A 15131-nucleotide genomic window follows, 5' to 3' on the forward strand; every position below is an offset into this window, starting at 1 on the left:
CGGTGATCGACGTGCGCGGACGGCGCCACCGTGCTGCCCTGGGGTCGACGACGGGGAGGTCGAGCACATGGTGCGTGACGACGGGGCCGACGACGACCGGCCCGAGGACGACCGGCCCGAGGACGACGCGACCGCCGTGCTGCCCTGGCTGGACCCGGACGCCTCGACCTACGGCAAGCACGCCGACACCGGACCGCTGCCGGTCGTCGTGGTGTCGGACCCCGTGGTGGCCGACCCCGCGCCCGCCGCGCCGCGCCCGCTGGTCACCGCCCGGCCGGTCACCCGCCCCCCGGCCCGCCGCCGGGCGACGCCGGTCGCCGCGGTGGCCCTGGGCGCCGGGGCCCTCGCCGTCGGCGGGCTGGCCGTGCTGGCCGCTTCCGGCAGCCCCGACGCCGACGTCACCGACCCGTCCGTGGCGGCGGCGGAGGCCACCACCTCGGCGCCCGGCACCGCCGCGGACACCACGGTGGGCGGCCCCACCGACGGCCTCCCCACCGACGACCAGGACCTCGGCGCGGTGAGCGCCCCGCCCAGCTCGCCCGTCGCCCAGCCGCCGTCCGCCCAGCCGCCCGCCGCCCAGCCGCCCGCTGCCGCGACGCCCGACCCCGGCACGGTCCCGCCCGCCGCCGAGTCGACCGCGGCGGGGGACCCCCTCCCCGCCCCGCTGGACGACGCGCCCGTGGAGCCGGACCCCGCGCCGGCCCCCGCCACGGAGCAGCCGGCCGGGGGACCCGCCGCCGCCACACCGACACTCCCCACGGACGCGGTGCCCTCCGACCGGGAGGGCGGGACGACGGCCGCCGCCGCAGAGGACCCGCCCCCCACGACGCCGGCGGGCACCTCCACGCCCCCGCCGACGACGGCGCCCACGACCCAGCCCGACGGCACCCAGCCCGCCACGACGGCACCGGCCACGGCGGCGACGACGGCGGCGACGACGGCGCCCACGACGACCGCCCCCGCGAGCACGGCGGAGCCGACCCCGGACCGCGACCCGGCGCCGTCACCCACGACGGACGGGACGGCCACCATCCCCACCGCCGCCCCCACCACCACCGGCTGAGGGGACCGGCCGCCGCGACCCGCCAGGTGGCGGGTAGGGAGGCCCGATCCGCGTCGTCCCGACGGTTACCCCGGTCACACCCGGCGGGCCAGGCTCGTCAGGCCCGGGCACCGGTGCCCGGCACGGCGAGTGGAGGCACGCGATGGCACGGACCGAGAGCGGCAGGATCGACGGCGCCAGGATCGACGAGGTGCTCGCCCGGGCGGTGGAGTCCGGCGAGGTGCCGCACGTGGCGGCGATCGTCGCCGACCGGGACGGCGTCCTCTACGAGGGCGGCGCCGGGGTCCGGGTCGTCGGGGAGAGCACCGACCCGGTGACGACGTCGACCCAGTTCCGGATCATGTCGATGACCAAGATGGTCGCCACGACGGTGGCCCTGCAGCAGGTCGAGCGGGGCGAGCTGGACCTCTCCGCCCCGGTCGCGGACTACCTGCCGGAGTTCGCCGACCTGCAGGTGCTCACCGGGTTCGACGGGGACACCCCCCAGTACCGTCCGCCGGCCAGCCAGGCCACGGTCCAGCAGCTGGTCACCCACACCTCGGGTCTCGGGTACTGGTTCTGGAACGCCGACCTGGTCCGCTGGGAGGCCGCCACCGGCACCCCGAACGTCGTCCCCGGGACGATGGCGGCCTTCCGGGCGCCGCTGACCGCGGACCCGGGCACCTCGTTCGTCTACGGCATCAACACCGACTGGCTCGGCCGGGTGGTGGAGACCGTCGCGGGCACGACGCTGGACCGCGCCGTCGCCGAGGGCGTCACCGGCCCCCTGGGGATGCACGACACGATGTTCCTGCTCGACGAGCAGCGCGCCGGCAACCTGGTCACGGTGCACGTGCCCGGCGAGGACGGCGGCTGGACCTCGGCCGGGGAGATCCTCAACCAGTCCCCGGAGTGGTTCGCCGGTGGCCACGGCCTCTACTCCACGCCCCGCGACTACACCCGCTTCGAGCGGGCCCTGCTGCGCGGCGGGGAGCTCGACGGCGTCCGCATCCTGCGCGAGGACACCGTGGACGCGGCGTTCACCAGCCAGCTCGGCGACATCGCCTTCCCGACCGAGATCCCCACGGCCGACCCGGCGATCACCGACACGTTCCACCCCGGTCCGGGGTGGACCTGGGGCCACGGCCTGCTGATCAACACCGTGGACGTCCCCGGCGGCCGGCGGGCCGGTACCGGGGCGTGGGCCGGGCTGTTCAACACGCACTTCTTCATCGACCGGACGACGGGGATCTGCGCCTCGGTCTACACCAACAGCCTGCCCTTCATCGCCCAGGGCGGGGCGTGGAAGACCTACACCGACGTCGAGCAGGCGGTGTACGCCTCGCTCTGACCACCCCGGACGTGCGGCCGGCCCTCGAGACCAGGGGGTCGGCCGCACCCAGGCAGGATGACCGCACCCCACCGGCGCGAGGAGGAACACCGTGGACACCCCTCCCCGGCCCGCGTTCGACCCGGAGCTCAAGGCCGGACTGGCGGTGGTCGGCGGCATGTTCCCCCCGACCATCACCCCGGACCTCATCGGGTTCATGCGCACCTCCTACGCCTCACCGCCGGTCGAGGGCACCCTCCGGGACCGCCGGATCACCCGGGTCGACCGGGAGGTCCCCGGTCACCGGGGCGACCCCGTGACCATCTCGGTGCTGACCCCGCACGGCACCTCCGGGCGGCGTCCCGGTGTGTTGTTCGTGCACTCGGGCGGGCTGGTGTTCGGCGACCGGTTCAGCGGCATCGACCTGGTGCTGGACTGGGTGCAGCACCTGGGCGCCGTCCTGGTGACCGTGGAGTACCGCCGGGCCCCCGAGCACCCCGAGCCGTTCCCCCGCGAGGACGTGTACGCGGCCCTGGAGTGGACCGCCTCCCACGCCGGCCAGCTCGGCATCGCCACCGACCGGCTGCTGGTGTGCGGCGCGAGCAGCGGCGGGGGGCTGGCCGCCGGCCTGGCGCTCGCCGCCCGGGACCGCGGCGGCCCGGCGCTGTGCGGGCAGGTGCTGGACTACCCGATGCTCGACGACCGCGGCACCACGCCCTCCACCCACCAGTTCGACGGCGTCGGCGTCTGGGACCGGGTGAGCAACGAGACCGGCTGGACGGCGCTGCTGGGCGAGGCCCGCGGCGGACCCGACGTGTCGCCCTACGCGGCACCGGCCCGAGCCACCGACCTGGCCGGACTGCCACCGGCCTTCATCGACGTCGGGTCCGCGGAGGTCTTCCGCGACGAGGCGATCGACTACGCCACCGGCCTCTGGCGGGCCGGGTCCTCGGCCGAGCTGCACGTGTGGAGCGGGGCCTTCCACGCCTGCGACGTCTTCGCCCCGCACACCGCCGTCGCCCGGCAGATGATCCGCGCCCGTGACGCCTGGGTCGAACGGGTCCTCGCGGACTGAGCCGGGACCTCCCCCCGGGCCCCCGACCGGGGCTACTGTCCGGGCACCGCGCGAGACGAGGACGTGACGTGCAGGAGCTGCTGGGCCGCATCACCCGCCTGGACCCGCAGGCCAGCCTCGCGCTGCGGGTCATCGCCTGCTTCGACGAGCTCACCGTCGGCAACGTCAACACCCGCGGTCTGCTGGCCGCAGCCGCCTCGCTGGCCGGCTGCGTCGCCGGCTTCGGGCAGCAGCGTCCCGCGCGCACCGTCCGGGTCACCCCGCGCGGCGAGCTCGCCGAGCCGCTGACCACCCCGGCCGGCTCACCACCGGCCGCGGCCACCGCCGTCCCGGCCGCCGCCGGGACGTGCGTGTGGCTGGAGCGCACCGGCCCGGCCGAGGCCAACGACGCCATCGTGCTGGAGCGGCTGGCACTGGCCGTCCGGCTGCGGCACGACCGCCGGCCGGGCACGCCCGATGCCCGCCGTCACCTGGCCGTGCTGGTCGACGGCACGCTGCCCGACGACCACCGGCGCACCGCAGCCGCCGCCCTGGGGCTGTCCGCCACCGCCAGCCACCGGGTGGTGGTCGCGCCGCTGTTCGCCGTCTGGACCGAGCACCCCGGCGGGCCCGAGGACGTCGTCCCCACCGCACACGGGCCGCTGCACACCCTCGTCGTCCCGGCGGTCACCACCCAGGTGCAGGCCGGGCCGTGCGGGGTCGGCGTCGCCACCACCCCGGACCACCTGGACCACTCCTTCCGCACCGCCGTGGTCGCCCTGCGGCTGTGCGCCCGGGGCGCCACCAGCTCGGTCGGCGCGGACGCCTACGCCGGGCTGGTGAGCATGTTCGCCGAGGAGCCCCCCGGGGCGCACCACCCCGACGTCGAGCTGGTCGCCGCGATCACCGCCCACCCCTGGGGCGCCGAGACGCTGGACGCACTGGTCACCAGTGGATCGGCCCGCCAGGCCGCCCGCACCCTGGGCATCCACCACAGCACCCTGCAGGGCCGGCTGGAGACGACGACCGCCACCCTGGGCTTCGACCCGCTCGACGGCTTCGGCCGGGTCCGGGTGGGGGTGGCCTACCTGGCCTGGCGGCTGCGGACCAGCCGGGTGCTGGACCTCCCCGCACCCACCACCGGACACTGAGCCGCGACCTCCCGCCGCACGGCCGGCGACGACCGGGGATGCTGGTCGGCGTGTCACCGACCCTCCGCCGCGCCGCCGTCCGCGCTGCCACCGCCGCCGCCCTCGCCGTCCCCGCCGCGCTGATCGGCCGGGCCGCCTGGGGCATCCCCGCGAGCATGGGCGCCAGCCGCCGCCGGCTGCGGCCGCTGGTCACCGGCTCCCCGCACTTCTCGGAGGGGAAGTTCTGCAACACCGTGGCCACCACGACGATGCAGCCCGGCTCGACCGGTGACTTCGTCCGCGAGGCGCGCAAGGGCCGGCGCGCGGGCGTGCCGAGCTCACCGGTGCCGCTGGTGACCCCGCAGCTGCCCACCGAGGCCGCCGAGCTCGCCGTCACCTGGTTCGGGCACGCCAGCGCCCTGCTCGAGGTCGACGGCCACCGCGTCCTGGTCGACCCGGTGTGGGGCGAGCGGGTGTCCCCGTCGGCCGTCGTCGGGCCCAAGCGGCTGCACCCGGTGCCCGGTCCGCTGGAGGAGCTGCCGCAGGTCGACGCGGTGCTCATCAGCCACGACCACTACGACCACCTGGACCTGCCCACCGTCCGCCGGCTGGTCCGCGAGCAGACCGCCCCCTTCGTCGTCCCGCTGGGCATCGGGGAGCACCTGCGCGGCTGGGGCGTGCCCGAGGACCGGGTCGTCGAGCTGGACTGGGACGGCACCCACCGGGTCGGCGGGCTGACCCTGGTCTGCGCCGAGGCCCGGCACTTCTCCGGCCGCGGCCTGTCCCGCGACGACACGCTCTGGTCCTCCTGGGTGGTCGCCGGGCCCCGGCACCGGGTCTTCTTCGGCGGCGACACCGGGTACCACCCGGCGTTCGCCGCGATCGGCGCCCAGCACGGCCCCTTCGACCTGACCCTGCTGCCCGTCGGGGCCTACAGCCCGCAGTGGCCGGCGATCCACATGGACCCGGAGGAGGCCGTCCGCGCGCACGGGGACCTCGGCGGCGACGTGTTCCTGCCGATCCACTGGGCGACCTTCAACCTGGCCTTCCACCCGTGGGCCGAGCCGATCGACCGGCTGCTGGCCGCGGCCGCCCGGTCCGAGGTGTCCGTCGTCGTCCCCCGGCCCGGGGAGCGGCTGGACCTCTCGACGTCCACCCCGACCACCACCGACTGGTGGACCGCGGTCAGCTGAGCCCGGCGAGCGCCGCGGGCAGGTCCCGCAGGTCGGTGACGACGACGTCCGGCGCGGGACCGGTCGGGTCGACCACGTGCCCGGGCCGGGCCACCCGGACCACCCGCATGCCCGCCTCGAGGGCGCCGCGGGTGTCCCGGGCCGATGCCGGCACGTGCACCTGGACGCCGGCCTCGACGGCCCGCCGGTAGAGCAGCGCGGCCGGCTTGTAGGCGTGCAGCCGCTCGCTGGTGAGCCGGTCCTGCTCGGCCACCAGCGGGGCCACCCGGGTGCGGGCGAGCAGGGCGTCGTCCACGTTGGACAGCACCCCCACCCGGTGCTCCCGGGCCAGCGCGGGCAGCGCCGACTCGACGTCGGGCCACAGCGGCCAGTCCGGCAGCGAGGTCAGCAGCGCCGCCGTGGCCTCGTCCGCCCCGGACCAGCCGCGGGCGGCCCAGGTGCCGGCCAGCGCCCGCCGGCAGTGCTCGGCGAAGGGCACCCACCCGGGCAGGTCACGCTGGGAGGCCTTGTTCCGGGCGTCCCAGTCGTCGTAGAGCTCCCCGCCGTCGGCACCCACCGGGGCGACGGCGGCCAGCGCGGCCCCCGCACCGGTCCGGCTGTCGACCAGCGCGCTGAAGAGGTCGATGGTCACGAACACGGCGGGAAGGGTTGCACAGGGTCCACAGCGGGCACCCAGGATCGACGACCGGGCCGCTGTGGCGCCGGCACACCGATGGAGGGTCGACCATGGCCGACAGGGACACCACACCCGGCAACACACCGGCCGACGCCGTCGGGCGGCACGGCACGGACCCGCAGACCCAGGCGTACGGCGCCACCCCGGCGGGTGCGACGCCGGCCGGCGCCACCTCCGGCGCGGGGTACGGCAGCACCGACCGGCACGACCGGGACGGCGACGGCCGCGACGACCGGCTGGAGCGGGCCGGGACCCGGGTCCACGACCGGGACGGCGACGGCGTCGACGACCGGCGTCAGCACGCCGTCGACCGGGACGGGGACGGGCGCGACGACCGGACCGGCGCCGCGGTCCCCACCACGGCCAAGGAGATGGCGGCGGTCCAGCGGGCCCGCTTCGGCGGGCTGCACATGGGCTCGGCGTTCTTCGGCTGGCTGTGCGCGACCGGCGTCGCGGTGATCCTGCTGGCGGTCCTGTCCGCCGCCGGGCTGGCGTTCGGGCTGAACACCGGCGTCGACACCGCGGACGAGGCGGTCGACCAGGCCAGCACCGGCATCGGCCTGGGTGCGGCGATCGCGCTGCTGGTCGTGCTGTTCCTGGCCTACCTGGCCGGCGGCTACGTGGCCGGGCGGATGGCCCGGTTCAACGGGGCCAAGCAGGGCCTGGGCGTCTGGCTGTGGCTGATCATCATCACCGTGCTGGCCGCGATCGCCGGCCTGGTGCTGGGCTCGCAGTACAACGTGTTCGACCAGCTCAACCTGCCGGCGCTGCCGGTGGAGTCCGGCACCGCCACCACGGCCGGGCTCATCGCCCTGGGCGCGGTGCTGGTGGTGACCCTGGTGGGGGCGCTGCTGGGCGGCAAGCTCGGCTCGCGCTACCACCGCAAGGTCGACAAGGTCGGTTTCGAGACCGTCTGACGGGTCCGAGGGGCGTCCCGTCCGGGGCGCCCCTCAGCGCAGCAGCTTGGACATCCGCCGGTCGGCCAGCGGCTTGCCGCCGGTCTGGCAGGTGGCGCAGTACTGCAGCGAGGTGTCGGCGAAGGACACCTCCCGCACGGTGTCGCCGCACACCGGGCACGGCAGCCCGGTACGGGCGTGCACCTGCATGGTGGCCCGCTTCTCGCCCTTGAGCGTCGCGGCCCTCTGCCCGACCTGGCGCTCCAGCGCAGCGCTCAACGTCGTCCGGACGGCGTCGTAGAGGCGCAGCACCTCCTCGTCGGTGAGCTTGTCCGCGGACTTGAACGGCGACAGCCGCGCCACGTGCAGGATCTCGTCGGAGTAGGCGTTGCCGATCCCCGACAGCAGGGTCTGGTCGGTCAGCGCGCCCTTGAGCTGGCCCTTGCGCCCGGCCATCAGCGCCCCGAACGCCTCGACGTCCACCGCGAGCGCATCGGGGCCCAGCCGGGCGATGCCGGGCACCTCGGCCGGTGACCGGACGACGTACACGGCCAGCCCCTTGCGGGTGCCCTGCTCGGTCAGGTCGAAGCCGGCCCCGTCGTCCAGGTGCACGCGCAGGGCCAGCGGGCCCTTGCCCGGCTTGGGCGGCGCGGTGGGCAGCTCGGCACGCCAGTGCAGCCAGCCCGCGCGGGCCAGGTGCACGACCAGGTGGACCCCGGAGACGTCCAGGTCCAGGAACTTGCCGTGCCGGCCGGCACCGGTGACCTCGAGCCCGGCCAGCGCGCTCAACGGCGGGTCGAAGGTCTTGATCGTCTGGATGCCGGTCAGGTCGACGCGGGTGACGACCCGGCCGACGGCGTTCTCGCGGAGGAACGCGGCCAGCGCCTCCACCTCGGGCAACTCGGGCACGGGCCCATCGTCGTCCGCGACCGGGGTGTCGTCCACCGGCGGCACCCGGACGAGGGGCCCCGTGCGGGCACGTCGGGACCTGCTCCGGACGGGTGGCCCGGGCGCCGCCGGAGGTCAGCGCACCCCCGGACCTGCCGACCCTCCTGGTGTGCACCTCTCCTCCAGCATGCGGGCCCGCCACCCGCGTCGGGCCGCCCGCACGGCCGCCGGCGTCCTGGGCGCCGGCAGCGCCGTCCTCACCGTCTTCTCCGTCATCGACCCCGCCACCCCCACCCTGGACGAACGCTGGGCCAGCTGGGCGGTGGCCGGCCTGGCCGCGCTCCTCGCCGCCTGCTGCTGGCGGGTCGACGCGCACCGCAGCGACCGACGGGGGCTGCTCACCGCAGCGCCGGCCGTGGGCGCACTGCTGATCTGTGTGCAGGCCTGGCACACCCGGGACGTCTCGGCGTCCGTGCAGGTCTTCCTCGCCCTGCCCGTCGTCGCGGCCGCCACCCAGCTGCGCGCCGCCGGTGCCGCGACCACCGTCGCCGCCGCGGTCGCGGGTGACCTGGTGGTCACGCTGCACCTGATGCCGGTCGGCGCCGCGCTCACCGACGTCGTCTTCGTCGGCACCACCCTGGCCGTGGTCGCCGTCGTGCTGGTCCGGTTGGAGGACAGCCAGGCCGAGGACAAGGCCGAACTCGCCCGACTGGCCGCCGTCGACACCCTCACCGGCCTGGTCACCCGGCGCGTCCTGGACGACGCCCTGGCCACCGCGCTCAGCTCGGCGGCGTCCTCCCAGGGGACGGCGCTGATCCTGGTGGACGTCGACGACTTCAAGGCCGTCAACGACGGTCACGGCCACCCCGTCGGCGACGACGCCCTGCGCCACCTGGCCACCGTCCTGGCCCGCTCGGTCCGCGAGGACGACGCCGTGGTCAGCCGGATGGGCGGCGACGAGCTCGCGGTGCTGCTGCCCGGCTGCTCCCCCGAGGTCGCCGCGGACCGGGCCGGTGACCTGGTCGCCGCCGTGCGGGCGTCGCCCCTGCCGCTGGCGGACGGCAGCTGGCTGCCGCTCACCGTCAGCGTGGGCGTCGCCCAGGCGCCGCGGCACGCGGTGGCGCTGCGCGAGCTGTACACGGCGGCCGACACCGCGCTCTACCAGGCCAAGCGCGCCGGCCGGGACCGGTGCGCCGTCGCCGTCGCCTGACCGGTCAGCGACCGGAGGGCAGAGCCCGCTCCCGGCGGGCCGCCACGAGCGCGTGCTCCGTCCGCGACCAGGTGGTGGACAGCGGTTCGAGTCCGGCCCGCATGCTGTGCGCGGTCGCCGTCGCGAAGCCGGCGCCCTCCAGCCGGGCCTGCACCAGGTTCGCCGTGCGGGCCACCTGGGAGGCACCCGCTCCCCCGGCCAGGACCCCCAGCTGTCGCGGGCCCACCCGGGCGAGCCGCAGGTCCCCGGCGGCCTCGCCGGCGACCGCGACCGCCCGGCGCAGCGAGCGCACCGTGCGGAGGACGCCCAGGTCGACCAGGACGAGGCCGACCGGGTCCCCGACCGGGGTCGACATCTCCTCCTCCGCGGCCAGCAGCCTCGCCCACCCGCGCCGGTCGGGCAGCCGGGTGACGTCGTCGTGGTCGGCCAGGCTGCGCTCGTAGACCTCCTGCCGGGCGAGGGCCAGGGCGGCGATGTCGGCGCTCAGGGACGCCTGCAGGGCGGTGGCCTGCACGGTCAGCAGCGCGGCCCAGTCCCGGTCGTCGGGCTGCAGCGGTGCGGCACTCAGCCCTGCCAGCGACCCCAGCTCCTCCCCGGTGGGCGAGGTGAGGGAGACCCCCAGGTAGCCGCGGACGCCCCAGGTGGCCGCCACCGCCCGGACGTCGGGGTCCTCGCTGCGTTCCAGGTCGGCGACGACGACCGGCGCCGGGCCGGACAGCAGGTGGTGGCACAGGGACCGCCCCCGCCGGACGGGGGTGCCGGCGGGGTACCCGGCGGCTGCGCTGGACGACCAGCGCGAGCCGGGGTCGGCGGAGTGCGCGGCGGTCTCCAGGGCCAGCCCGGTCCAGGTGTCCTCGGTCATCCGGGTGACGGCCCAGGTGTCGACGCCCACGAGCGCGCTCAACAGGGTCAGTGACGCCCGGTTGCTGCGCACCGCCTCCCGTGGCCACGACCGGACCAGGGGCGCCGCGACCGCCGGGACCCCGGACCCGGTCCGGGCAGACAGGACCTCGACCGTGGGTGTGACGTCCGTGCCCTCCAGCGTCCCGCTGGAGGCAGTCCCGCGCGTCCGTGTCACGACAACTCCTTGGTTCTAGACGGTTCAGTTCCGGAGTCCCTCGCGGTATCGCCACCGCGAGGCCCGGTCTCCAGTCGAACCCGCCACGGCCCCGGTGGTCGTGGTCACGCTGCCGCGACGGCCCCGGTGACGAGCTCGCCGCCCCGGGTCACCGTGGCCCAGCAGCGGTTGGACCTGACCCGGGAGTGTGACCTGGACTTCAGCTCGTCCGCGAGCGGCCGACAGTGGATCCAGCAACCCCTGCACCGTCGACCCCCTCTGAGCGGAGCCTCGTGTCCACCAGCCACGGCGCGTGTGACGTCGGTCCGCCCAGCGGAACGGCCACCACCGCCCCCGCAGCCCACGCTCTGGACGGGCTGGCCGCCCTGCGGTCGATGGTCGCCCTCGCCGAGGTCCCGGGCGAACCGGGGATCCTCGACGAGCTCGTCACCTCCGCCCGCCGCCTGCTGTCGGCCGACTTCGGCATCGCCATGCTCATGGGCCCCGACGGCCGGGCGACCGCGCTGACCCACCAGGGCATGACCACCGGCGAGGTCGCGTCCACGCCGCACCTCCCCCGCCCCCTCGGGCTCATCGGTGCCGTCCTGGGCGGTCAGGTGCTCCGACTGGCCCGGATGTCCGACCACCCCGCAGCGGCCGGGTTCCCGACCGGGCACGTGGCGATGGGCCCCCTGCTGGCCTCGCCCGTCACCGTCGACGACACCGTCCTGGGCGCCCTCTACCTGGCCCGCCGCCCCGGCGACCCGGTGTTCACCGCCGTGGACGAGGACGCCGTCCGGTCCCTGACCCGGATGACCGGTCTGGTCGTCGCCGTCCGTCGCCGCGTCGTCGACCGCCGGGAGGTCCTGGACGGGTTGGCCACCATGGGACTCGGGCTGCCCGAGACCACCACCCGCCCCCCGGCGGGCCTCACCGGGGCCATCGACCACCTCGTCGAGGCAGCCCGCACCGTGCTGGGGGTGGACGTGACGTTCCTGTCCCGGATCGCCGCCGGGGAGCAGACCGTCACCCACGTCAGCACCCGGGCCGGCGCCCCCGACGTCGCCCCGGGGCTGTGCCTGCCCGAGGACGACGGCTACTGCGCCGCCATGCTCTCCGGCGCACTGCCCTCCTCGGTCCCCGACACCCACGGTCACCCGTTGACCGCGGACCTGCCGATGACCGCGGAGCTGGGTGTCGGTTCCTACAACGGGGTGCCCGTGACGCTGGCCGACGGCAGCGTCCACGGCACCCTCTGCGCCCTGGACCGGGCCAGCACCACCGCCGCCGACAGCACGTCCCGCACCGAGTCCCTGCACGTGGTGGCCCGCCTCGTCGCCCTGCAGGTCGACCGGCACCACGCCGCCAGGGCCCGCCGCACCGCCGACCGGGACCTGCTCGAGCCGCTGATCGCCGGGCACCGCCGCCGCACGGTCCTGCAACCCATCGTCGACCTGCGCACCGGCACCCCGGTGGGCTACGAGGCGCTGTCCCGGTTCACCGACGTCCACGGCGGCGCCCTGCGCCCCGACCTCGTCTTCGCCGAGGCGACCCGCCTGGGCCTGGGGGTGCGCCTGGAGCAGGCGTCGTTGGCCTCGGCGCTGCACCTGCTGCCCCGGATCCCCGGACCGGCCTACGTGTCGGTGAACCTCTCCCCGCAGGCCCTCGCCGACCCGGCCACCCACGACCTGCTCACCACCGTGCCCGCCCACCGGTTGCTGGTGGAGATCACCGAGCACGACCAGGTGCTGGACTACCCGTCCCTGGCCCGTCTCACCGAGCACCTGCGCGGCCGCGGCATCCGCATCGCCGTCGACGACGCCGGTTCCGGGTTCGCCAGCCTCCAGCACGTCACCCGGCTGCGCCCCGAGGTCGTCAAGCTCGACATCGCCTTCGTCCGCGACGTCGACACCGACCGCGGACGGCGCGCCGTCGCCCGCGCCATGATCGCCTGCACCGCCGAGATCGGCGCCACCCTCGTCGCCGAGGGCATCGAGACCCCCGCCGAACTCGACCAGCTGCGCGCCCTGGGTGCCGAACTGGGTCAGGGGTACCTCACCGGCCGCCCCGCCCCGGCCGACACCCTGCTCCCACCCCCCGCGTCAGCACCGGTGCCGCGGGGGCACCCCGCACCCGCGAGCGTCTGACCGGTCCGTCACGGCCGCCCCGTCACGGCCGCCCCGTCACGGCCGCCCCGTCACGGCCGCCCCGTCACGGCCGCCTCGTCACGGCCGCCTCGTCACGGCCGCCCCGTCGCGCCCCGCCCGGCCCCGTCGCGGACCTGCACCCCCAGCTCGGCCAGGGCGTCGGCGACGGCGGTGCGGTGCTCGGTGGGCACCGGGCGCAGCGGGCGGGGCAGCACCGGCTCGGTGGCGTCGCCGATCGCGACGGCCAGGGCGGCGCAGGTGCGCAGGCTGCCGAACCGGCGGTAGAGCGCCCACACCGGCTCGAGCTCGGCCGCGGCCGACACCGCACCGGCGACGTCGCCGGCCGTCGCGGCACGGGTCACCCGCAGGGCGTGCTCGGGCAGGACGGCGCCGATCATGGAGTACCAGCCGTCGCAGCCGTGGGTGAGCCCGATCGCGGCGGCCGGGTCACCGCTGATGCCCACGTGGTGGCCGGCGGGCAGGTGCGCCCGGAGGGCGCCGATGGTCCGGGCGGCGGCCTCGGGCACCAGTGACGGCGGCGGCGGGATCTTGACCGCCGCCACGTGCTCCAGCTGCGCGAGCCGGCCGTGCAGCTCGTCGGTGAAGGTGACGTGGGTGGTGCCGGGGTTGTCGTAGACCACCACCGGCACCGACGCCTGGGCCGCGACCGCGGCGAAGAGGTCGACCACCTCGTCCTCGGACAGCGGGTGGTACGACACCGGGGCCAGCAACAGCCCCGCCGCCCCGGCCGCCTGGGCGGCCTCCGCGTGGGCGAGCACGTCACGGGTCCGCAGCGCACCGATGCCGACGACGACCGGGGTGTCCCCGGCGGCCTGCACGGCCAGCCGGGCGACCCGCGCCCGCTCGGCCCCGGTGAGGTAGGCGTAGTTGCCGGTGGACCCCAGCACCCCGAGACCGTCGACCCCGGCGGCGGCCAGCCGGGCCACCAGGGCGCTGAAGGCCTCCTCGTCGATGCGTTCCTCGTCCAGCGGGGTGAGCGGGAAGGCGGTCAGGCCGGTGATCACGGTGGGGCTCCTCGGAGGTCGGTGACGTCGTCATCCTCGCGGGGAGGGCGGCCACGAGCTCAGGGTCATGTCGACGACGACCCGGAGCTCGGACTCCCCCACGCCCGTGGCCGCCTGCACGGCGACGCCGTTGGCGACGGTCATCAGGTGCCGGGCGAGCAGCGCCGGGTCCGTACCGGCCGGCAGGTCACCGTCCTGCAGCGACCGCTCGAAGCGGTCGCGCAGGAGGGCGGCCCCCGCTTCCCGCCAGGACGCCAGGACCCCCCGGGCCGCCGTGCCGGCGGACCCGACGGCGAGGGCGCCCTGCACCCCCAGGCAGCCTGCCGGGCTGGACGGGTCGGTCGTCGCCTGGACGGCGCCGTCGAGGAACTCCCGGGCGACCTCGCGGGCGGTGGGCCGTCCCACGGCCCGCAGCGCGTAGGCGGCCGCCGTCTCGGTGTACCGGGCCAGCACCCGCCCGAAGAGCTGCTCCTTGTTGCCGAAGGCCCGGTACAGGCTCGTGCGGGTGATGCCCATGGCGGCGGTGAGGTCGTCCAGGCTCGCCCCCTCGTAGCCCTGCGCCCAGAACACCCGCACGGCGGCGTCCAGCGCCGCGTCCGCGTCGAAGGCCCGGGGTCTGCCCGCCGGCCGTGCGCGTCCGGGTTCCACGGACCCACGGTAGCGCGTTCGGTACCGGTCGGTACACATCTGCTACGTTCCGTTGTGCACCGATCGGTACCGAACCCAGGAGTCACCATGACCCGCGTCGTCCTCGTCACCGGCGGCACGTCCGGCATCGGACTGGCCCTGGCCGAGGCCTTCCTCGCCGACGGGGCCTCCGTGGCCGTCTGCGGCCGGTCGCCGGCCGCACTGGACCGCTTCCGCACCGCGCACCCCGAGGCCCTGGCGGTGCAGGCCGACGTCACCGACCCCGCGGCACGCCGCGTCCTGCTCGACGCGGTGGTCGACCGGTTCGGCCACCTGGACGTGCTGGTCAACAACGCCGGCAGCTTCGTGGAATGCGACTTCACCACCGGCCTGCGCGCCCTGGACGGCCTCGCCCAGGAGATCGACCTCAACCTGACCGCACCGATCCGGCTGACCGCCGAGGTGCTCGAGCGGTGGCCGACCCCCGAGGCCGTCGTCGTCGTCACGTCGGGGTTCGCCCTGGTCTCCCCCACCCGGGCACCCACCTACGGCGCCGTCAAGGCCGGGCTGCAGGGCTTCGCCGACGGCCTCCGGCGGCAGCTGGCACCCGCGGGCACGCACGTCCTCGAGGTGCTCCCGCCCACCACCGACACCCCGATGACCGCCGGCCAGGCGGTGGACAAGCTGTCCCCCGCCGACGTCGCGCGGTCCACCCTGGCCGCACTCGGCCGGCGCCGCCGCACCGCCACCCCGGGGGACACCCGCGTACTGCCGGCCCTGCTCCGCCTGGCACCCCGCACGGCCGACCGGGTGGTCGGGAGGCTCTGAGCGGCGGCGGCGTCGGCGGCACCGGGGT

14 protein-coding genes are annotated in these 15131 nt (G+C 76.3%); 9 read left to right on the forward strand and 5 right to left on the reverse strand.

Annotated elements, in window-relative coordinates; all coding sequences use genetic code 11:
* Window positions 1-67 precede the first annotated feature (67 nt).
* From ASG41_RS04775 to ASG41_RS04795, 5 genes are all read left to right on the forward strand, one after another.
* The gene (locus ASG41_RS04775; protein WP_056290786.1) at window positions 68-1063 is read left to right on the forward strand and encodes a hypothetical protein; all 996 of its coding nucleotides are present in this window, start codon (window positions 68-70) and stop codon (window positions 1061-1063) included.
* A gap of 142 nt (window positions 1064-1205) precedes the next feature.
* A complete protein-coding gene (locus ASG41_RS04780; protein WP_056290789.1) occupies window positions 1206-2393 on the forward strand; it encodes a serine hydrolase in 1188 nt (395 codons plus the stop codon).
* 91 nt (window positions 2394-2484) lie between these two features.
* On the forward strand, window positions 2485-3447 hold the full coding sequence (locus tag ASG41_RS04785; RefSeq protein ID WP_235564485.1) for an alpha/beta hydrolase: 963 nt from the start codon (window positions 2485-2487) through the stop codon (window positions 3445-3447).
* 68 nt (window positions 3448-3515) lie between these two features.
* A complete protein-coding gene (locus ASG41_RS04790) occupies window positions 3516-4577 on the forward strand; it encodes a helix-turn-helix domain-containing protein (RefSeq protein WP_056290793.1) in 1062 nt (353 codons plus the stop codon).
* 50 nt (window positions 4578-4627) lie between these two features.
* Window positions 4628-5749 carry an MBL fold metallo-hydrolase gene (locus ASG41_RS04795; protein ID WP_235564486.1) on the forward strand — a complete coding sequence of 374 codons (1122 nt, stop codon included), beginning with the start codon at window positions 4628-4630 and terminating at the stop codon, window positions 5747-5749.
* On the opposite strand, the gene ASG41_RS04800 is transcribed toward ASG41_RS04795, so the two are convergent.
* Complete coding sequence (locus ASG41_RS04800) at window positions 5742-6386, reverse strand: haloacid dehalogenase (RefSeq protein ID WP_056290796.1); 645 nt, start codon at window positions 6384-6386, stop codon at window positions 5742-5744. The genes ASG41_RS04795 and ASG41_RS04800 overlap by 8 nt on opposite strands.
* Before the next feature lie 89 nt (window positions 6387-6475).
* Between ASG41_RS04800 and ASG41_RS24120 the strand changes: the two genes are divergently transcribed.
* The gene (locus ASG41_RS24120) at window positions 6476-7342 is read left to right on the forward strand and encodes a hypothetical protein (RefSeq protein ID WP_200938730.1); all 867 of its coding nucleotides are present in this window, start codon (window positions 6476-6478) and stop codon (window positions 7340-7342) included.
* Window positions 7343-7375: 33 nt separating this feature from the next.
* On the opposite strand, the gene ASG41_RS04810 is transcribed toward ASG41_RS24120, so the two are convergent.
* Complete coding sequence (locus ASG41_RS04810) at window positions 7376-8230, reverse strand: Fpg/Nei family DNA glycosylase (RefSeq protein WP_056290910.1); 855 nt, start codon at window positions 8228-8230, stop codon at window positions 7376-7378.
* A gap of 148 nt (window positions 8231-8378) precedes the next feature.
* On the opposite strand from ASG41_RS04810, the gene ASG41_RS04815 reads away from it, so the two are divergent.
* Entirely contained in the window at window positions 8379-9419 is a 1041-nt protein-coding gene (locus tag ASG41_RS04815; RefSeq protein WP_056290801.1) for a GGDEF domain-containing protein, read from the forward strand.
* Between the two features lie 4 nt (window positions 9420-9423).
* Here the strand turns inward: ASG41_RS04815 and ASG41_RS04820 are convergent, their stop codons facing one another.
* A complete protein-coding gene (locus ASG41_RS04820; protein ID WP_162245530.1) occupies window positions 9424-10323 on the reverse strand; it encodes a GAF domain-containing protein in 900 nt (299 codons plus the stop codon).
* 446 nt (window positions 10324-10769) lie between these two features.
* Here ASG41_RS04820 and ASG41_RS04825 point away from each other — a divergent pair, with 446 nt between their 5' ends.
* Window positions 10770-12623 carry an EAL domain-containing protein gene (locus tag ASG41_RS04825; RefSeq protein ID WP_056290810.1) on the forward strand — a complete coding sequence of 618 codons (1854 nt, stop codon included), beginning with the start codon at window positions 10770-10772 and terminating at the stop codon, window positions 12621-12623.
* Between the two features lie 92 nt (window positions 12624-12715).
* Here ASG41_RS04825 and ASG41_RS04830 read toward each other — a convergent pair whose 3' ends face one another.
* Window positions 12716-13648, reverse strand: a complete 933-nt coding sequence (locus ASG41_RS04830; protein ID WP_056290812.1) for a dihydrodipicolinate synthase family protein — start codon at window positions 13646-13648, stop codon at window positions 12716-12718.
* 30 nt (window positions 13649-13678) lie between these two features.
* Entirely contained in the window at window positions 13679-14296 is a 618-nt protein-coding gene (locus ASG41_RS04835; protein ID WP_200938731.1) for a TetR/AcrR family transcriptional regulator, read from the reverse strand.
* 87 nt (window positions 14297-14383) lie between these two features.
* Here ASG41_RS04835 and ASG41_RS04840 point away from each other — a divergent pair, with 87 nt between their 5' ends.
* Window positions 14384-15103, forward strand: coding sequence for an SDR family NAD(P)-dependent oxidoreductase (locus ASG41_RS04840; protein ID WP_056290817.1), 720 nt, complete (start codon window positions 14384-14386; stop codon window positions 15101-15103).
* The last annotated feature ends 28 nt before the right edge of the window (window positions 15104-15131 follow it).

The sequence above is a fragment of the Modestobacter sp. Leaf380 genome (assembly GCF_001424485.1).
Classification (GTDB): Bacteria; Actinomycetota; Actinomycetes; order Mycobacteriales; family Geodermatophilaceae; genus Klenkia.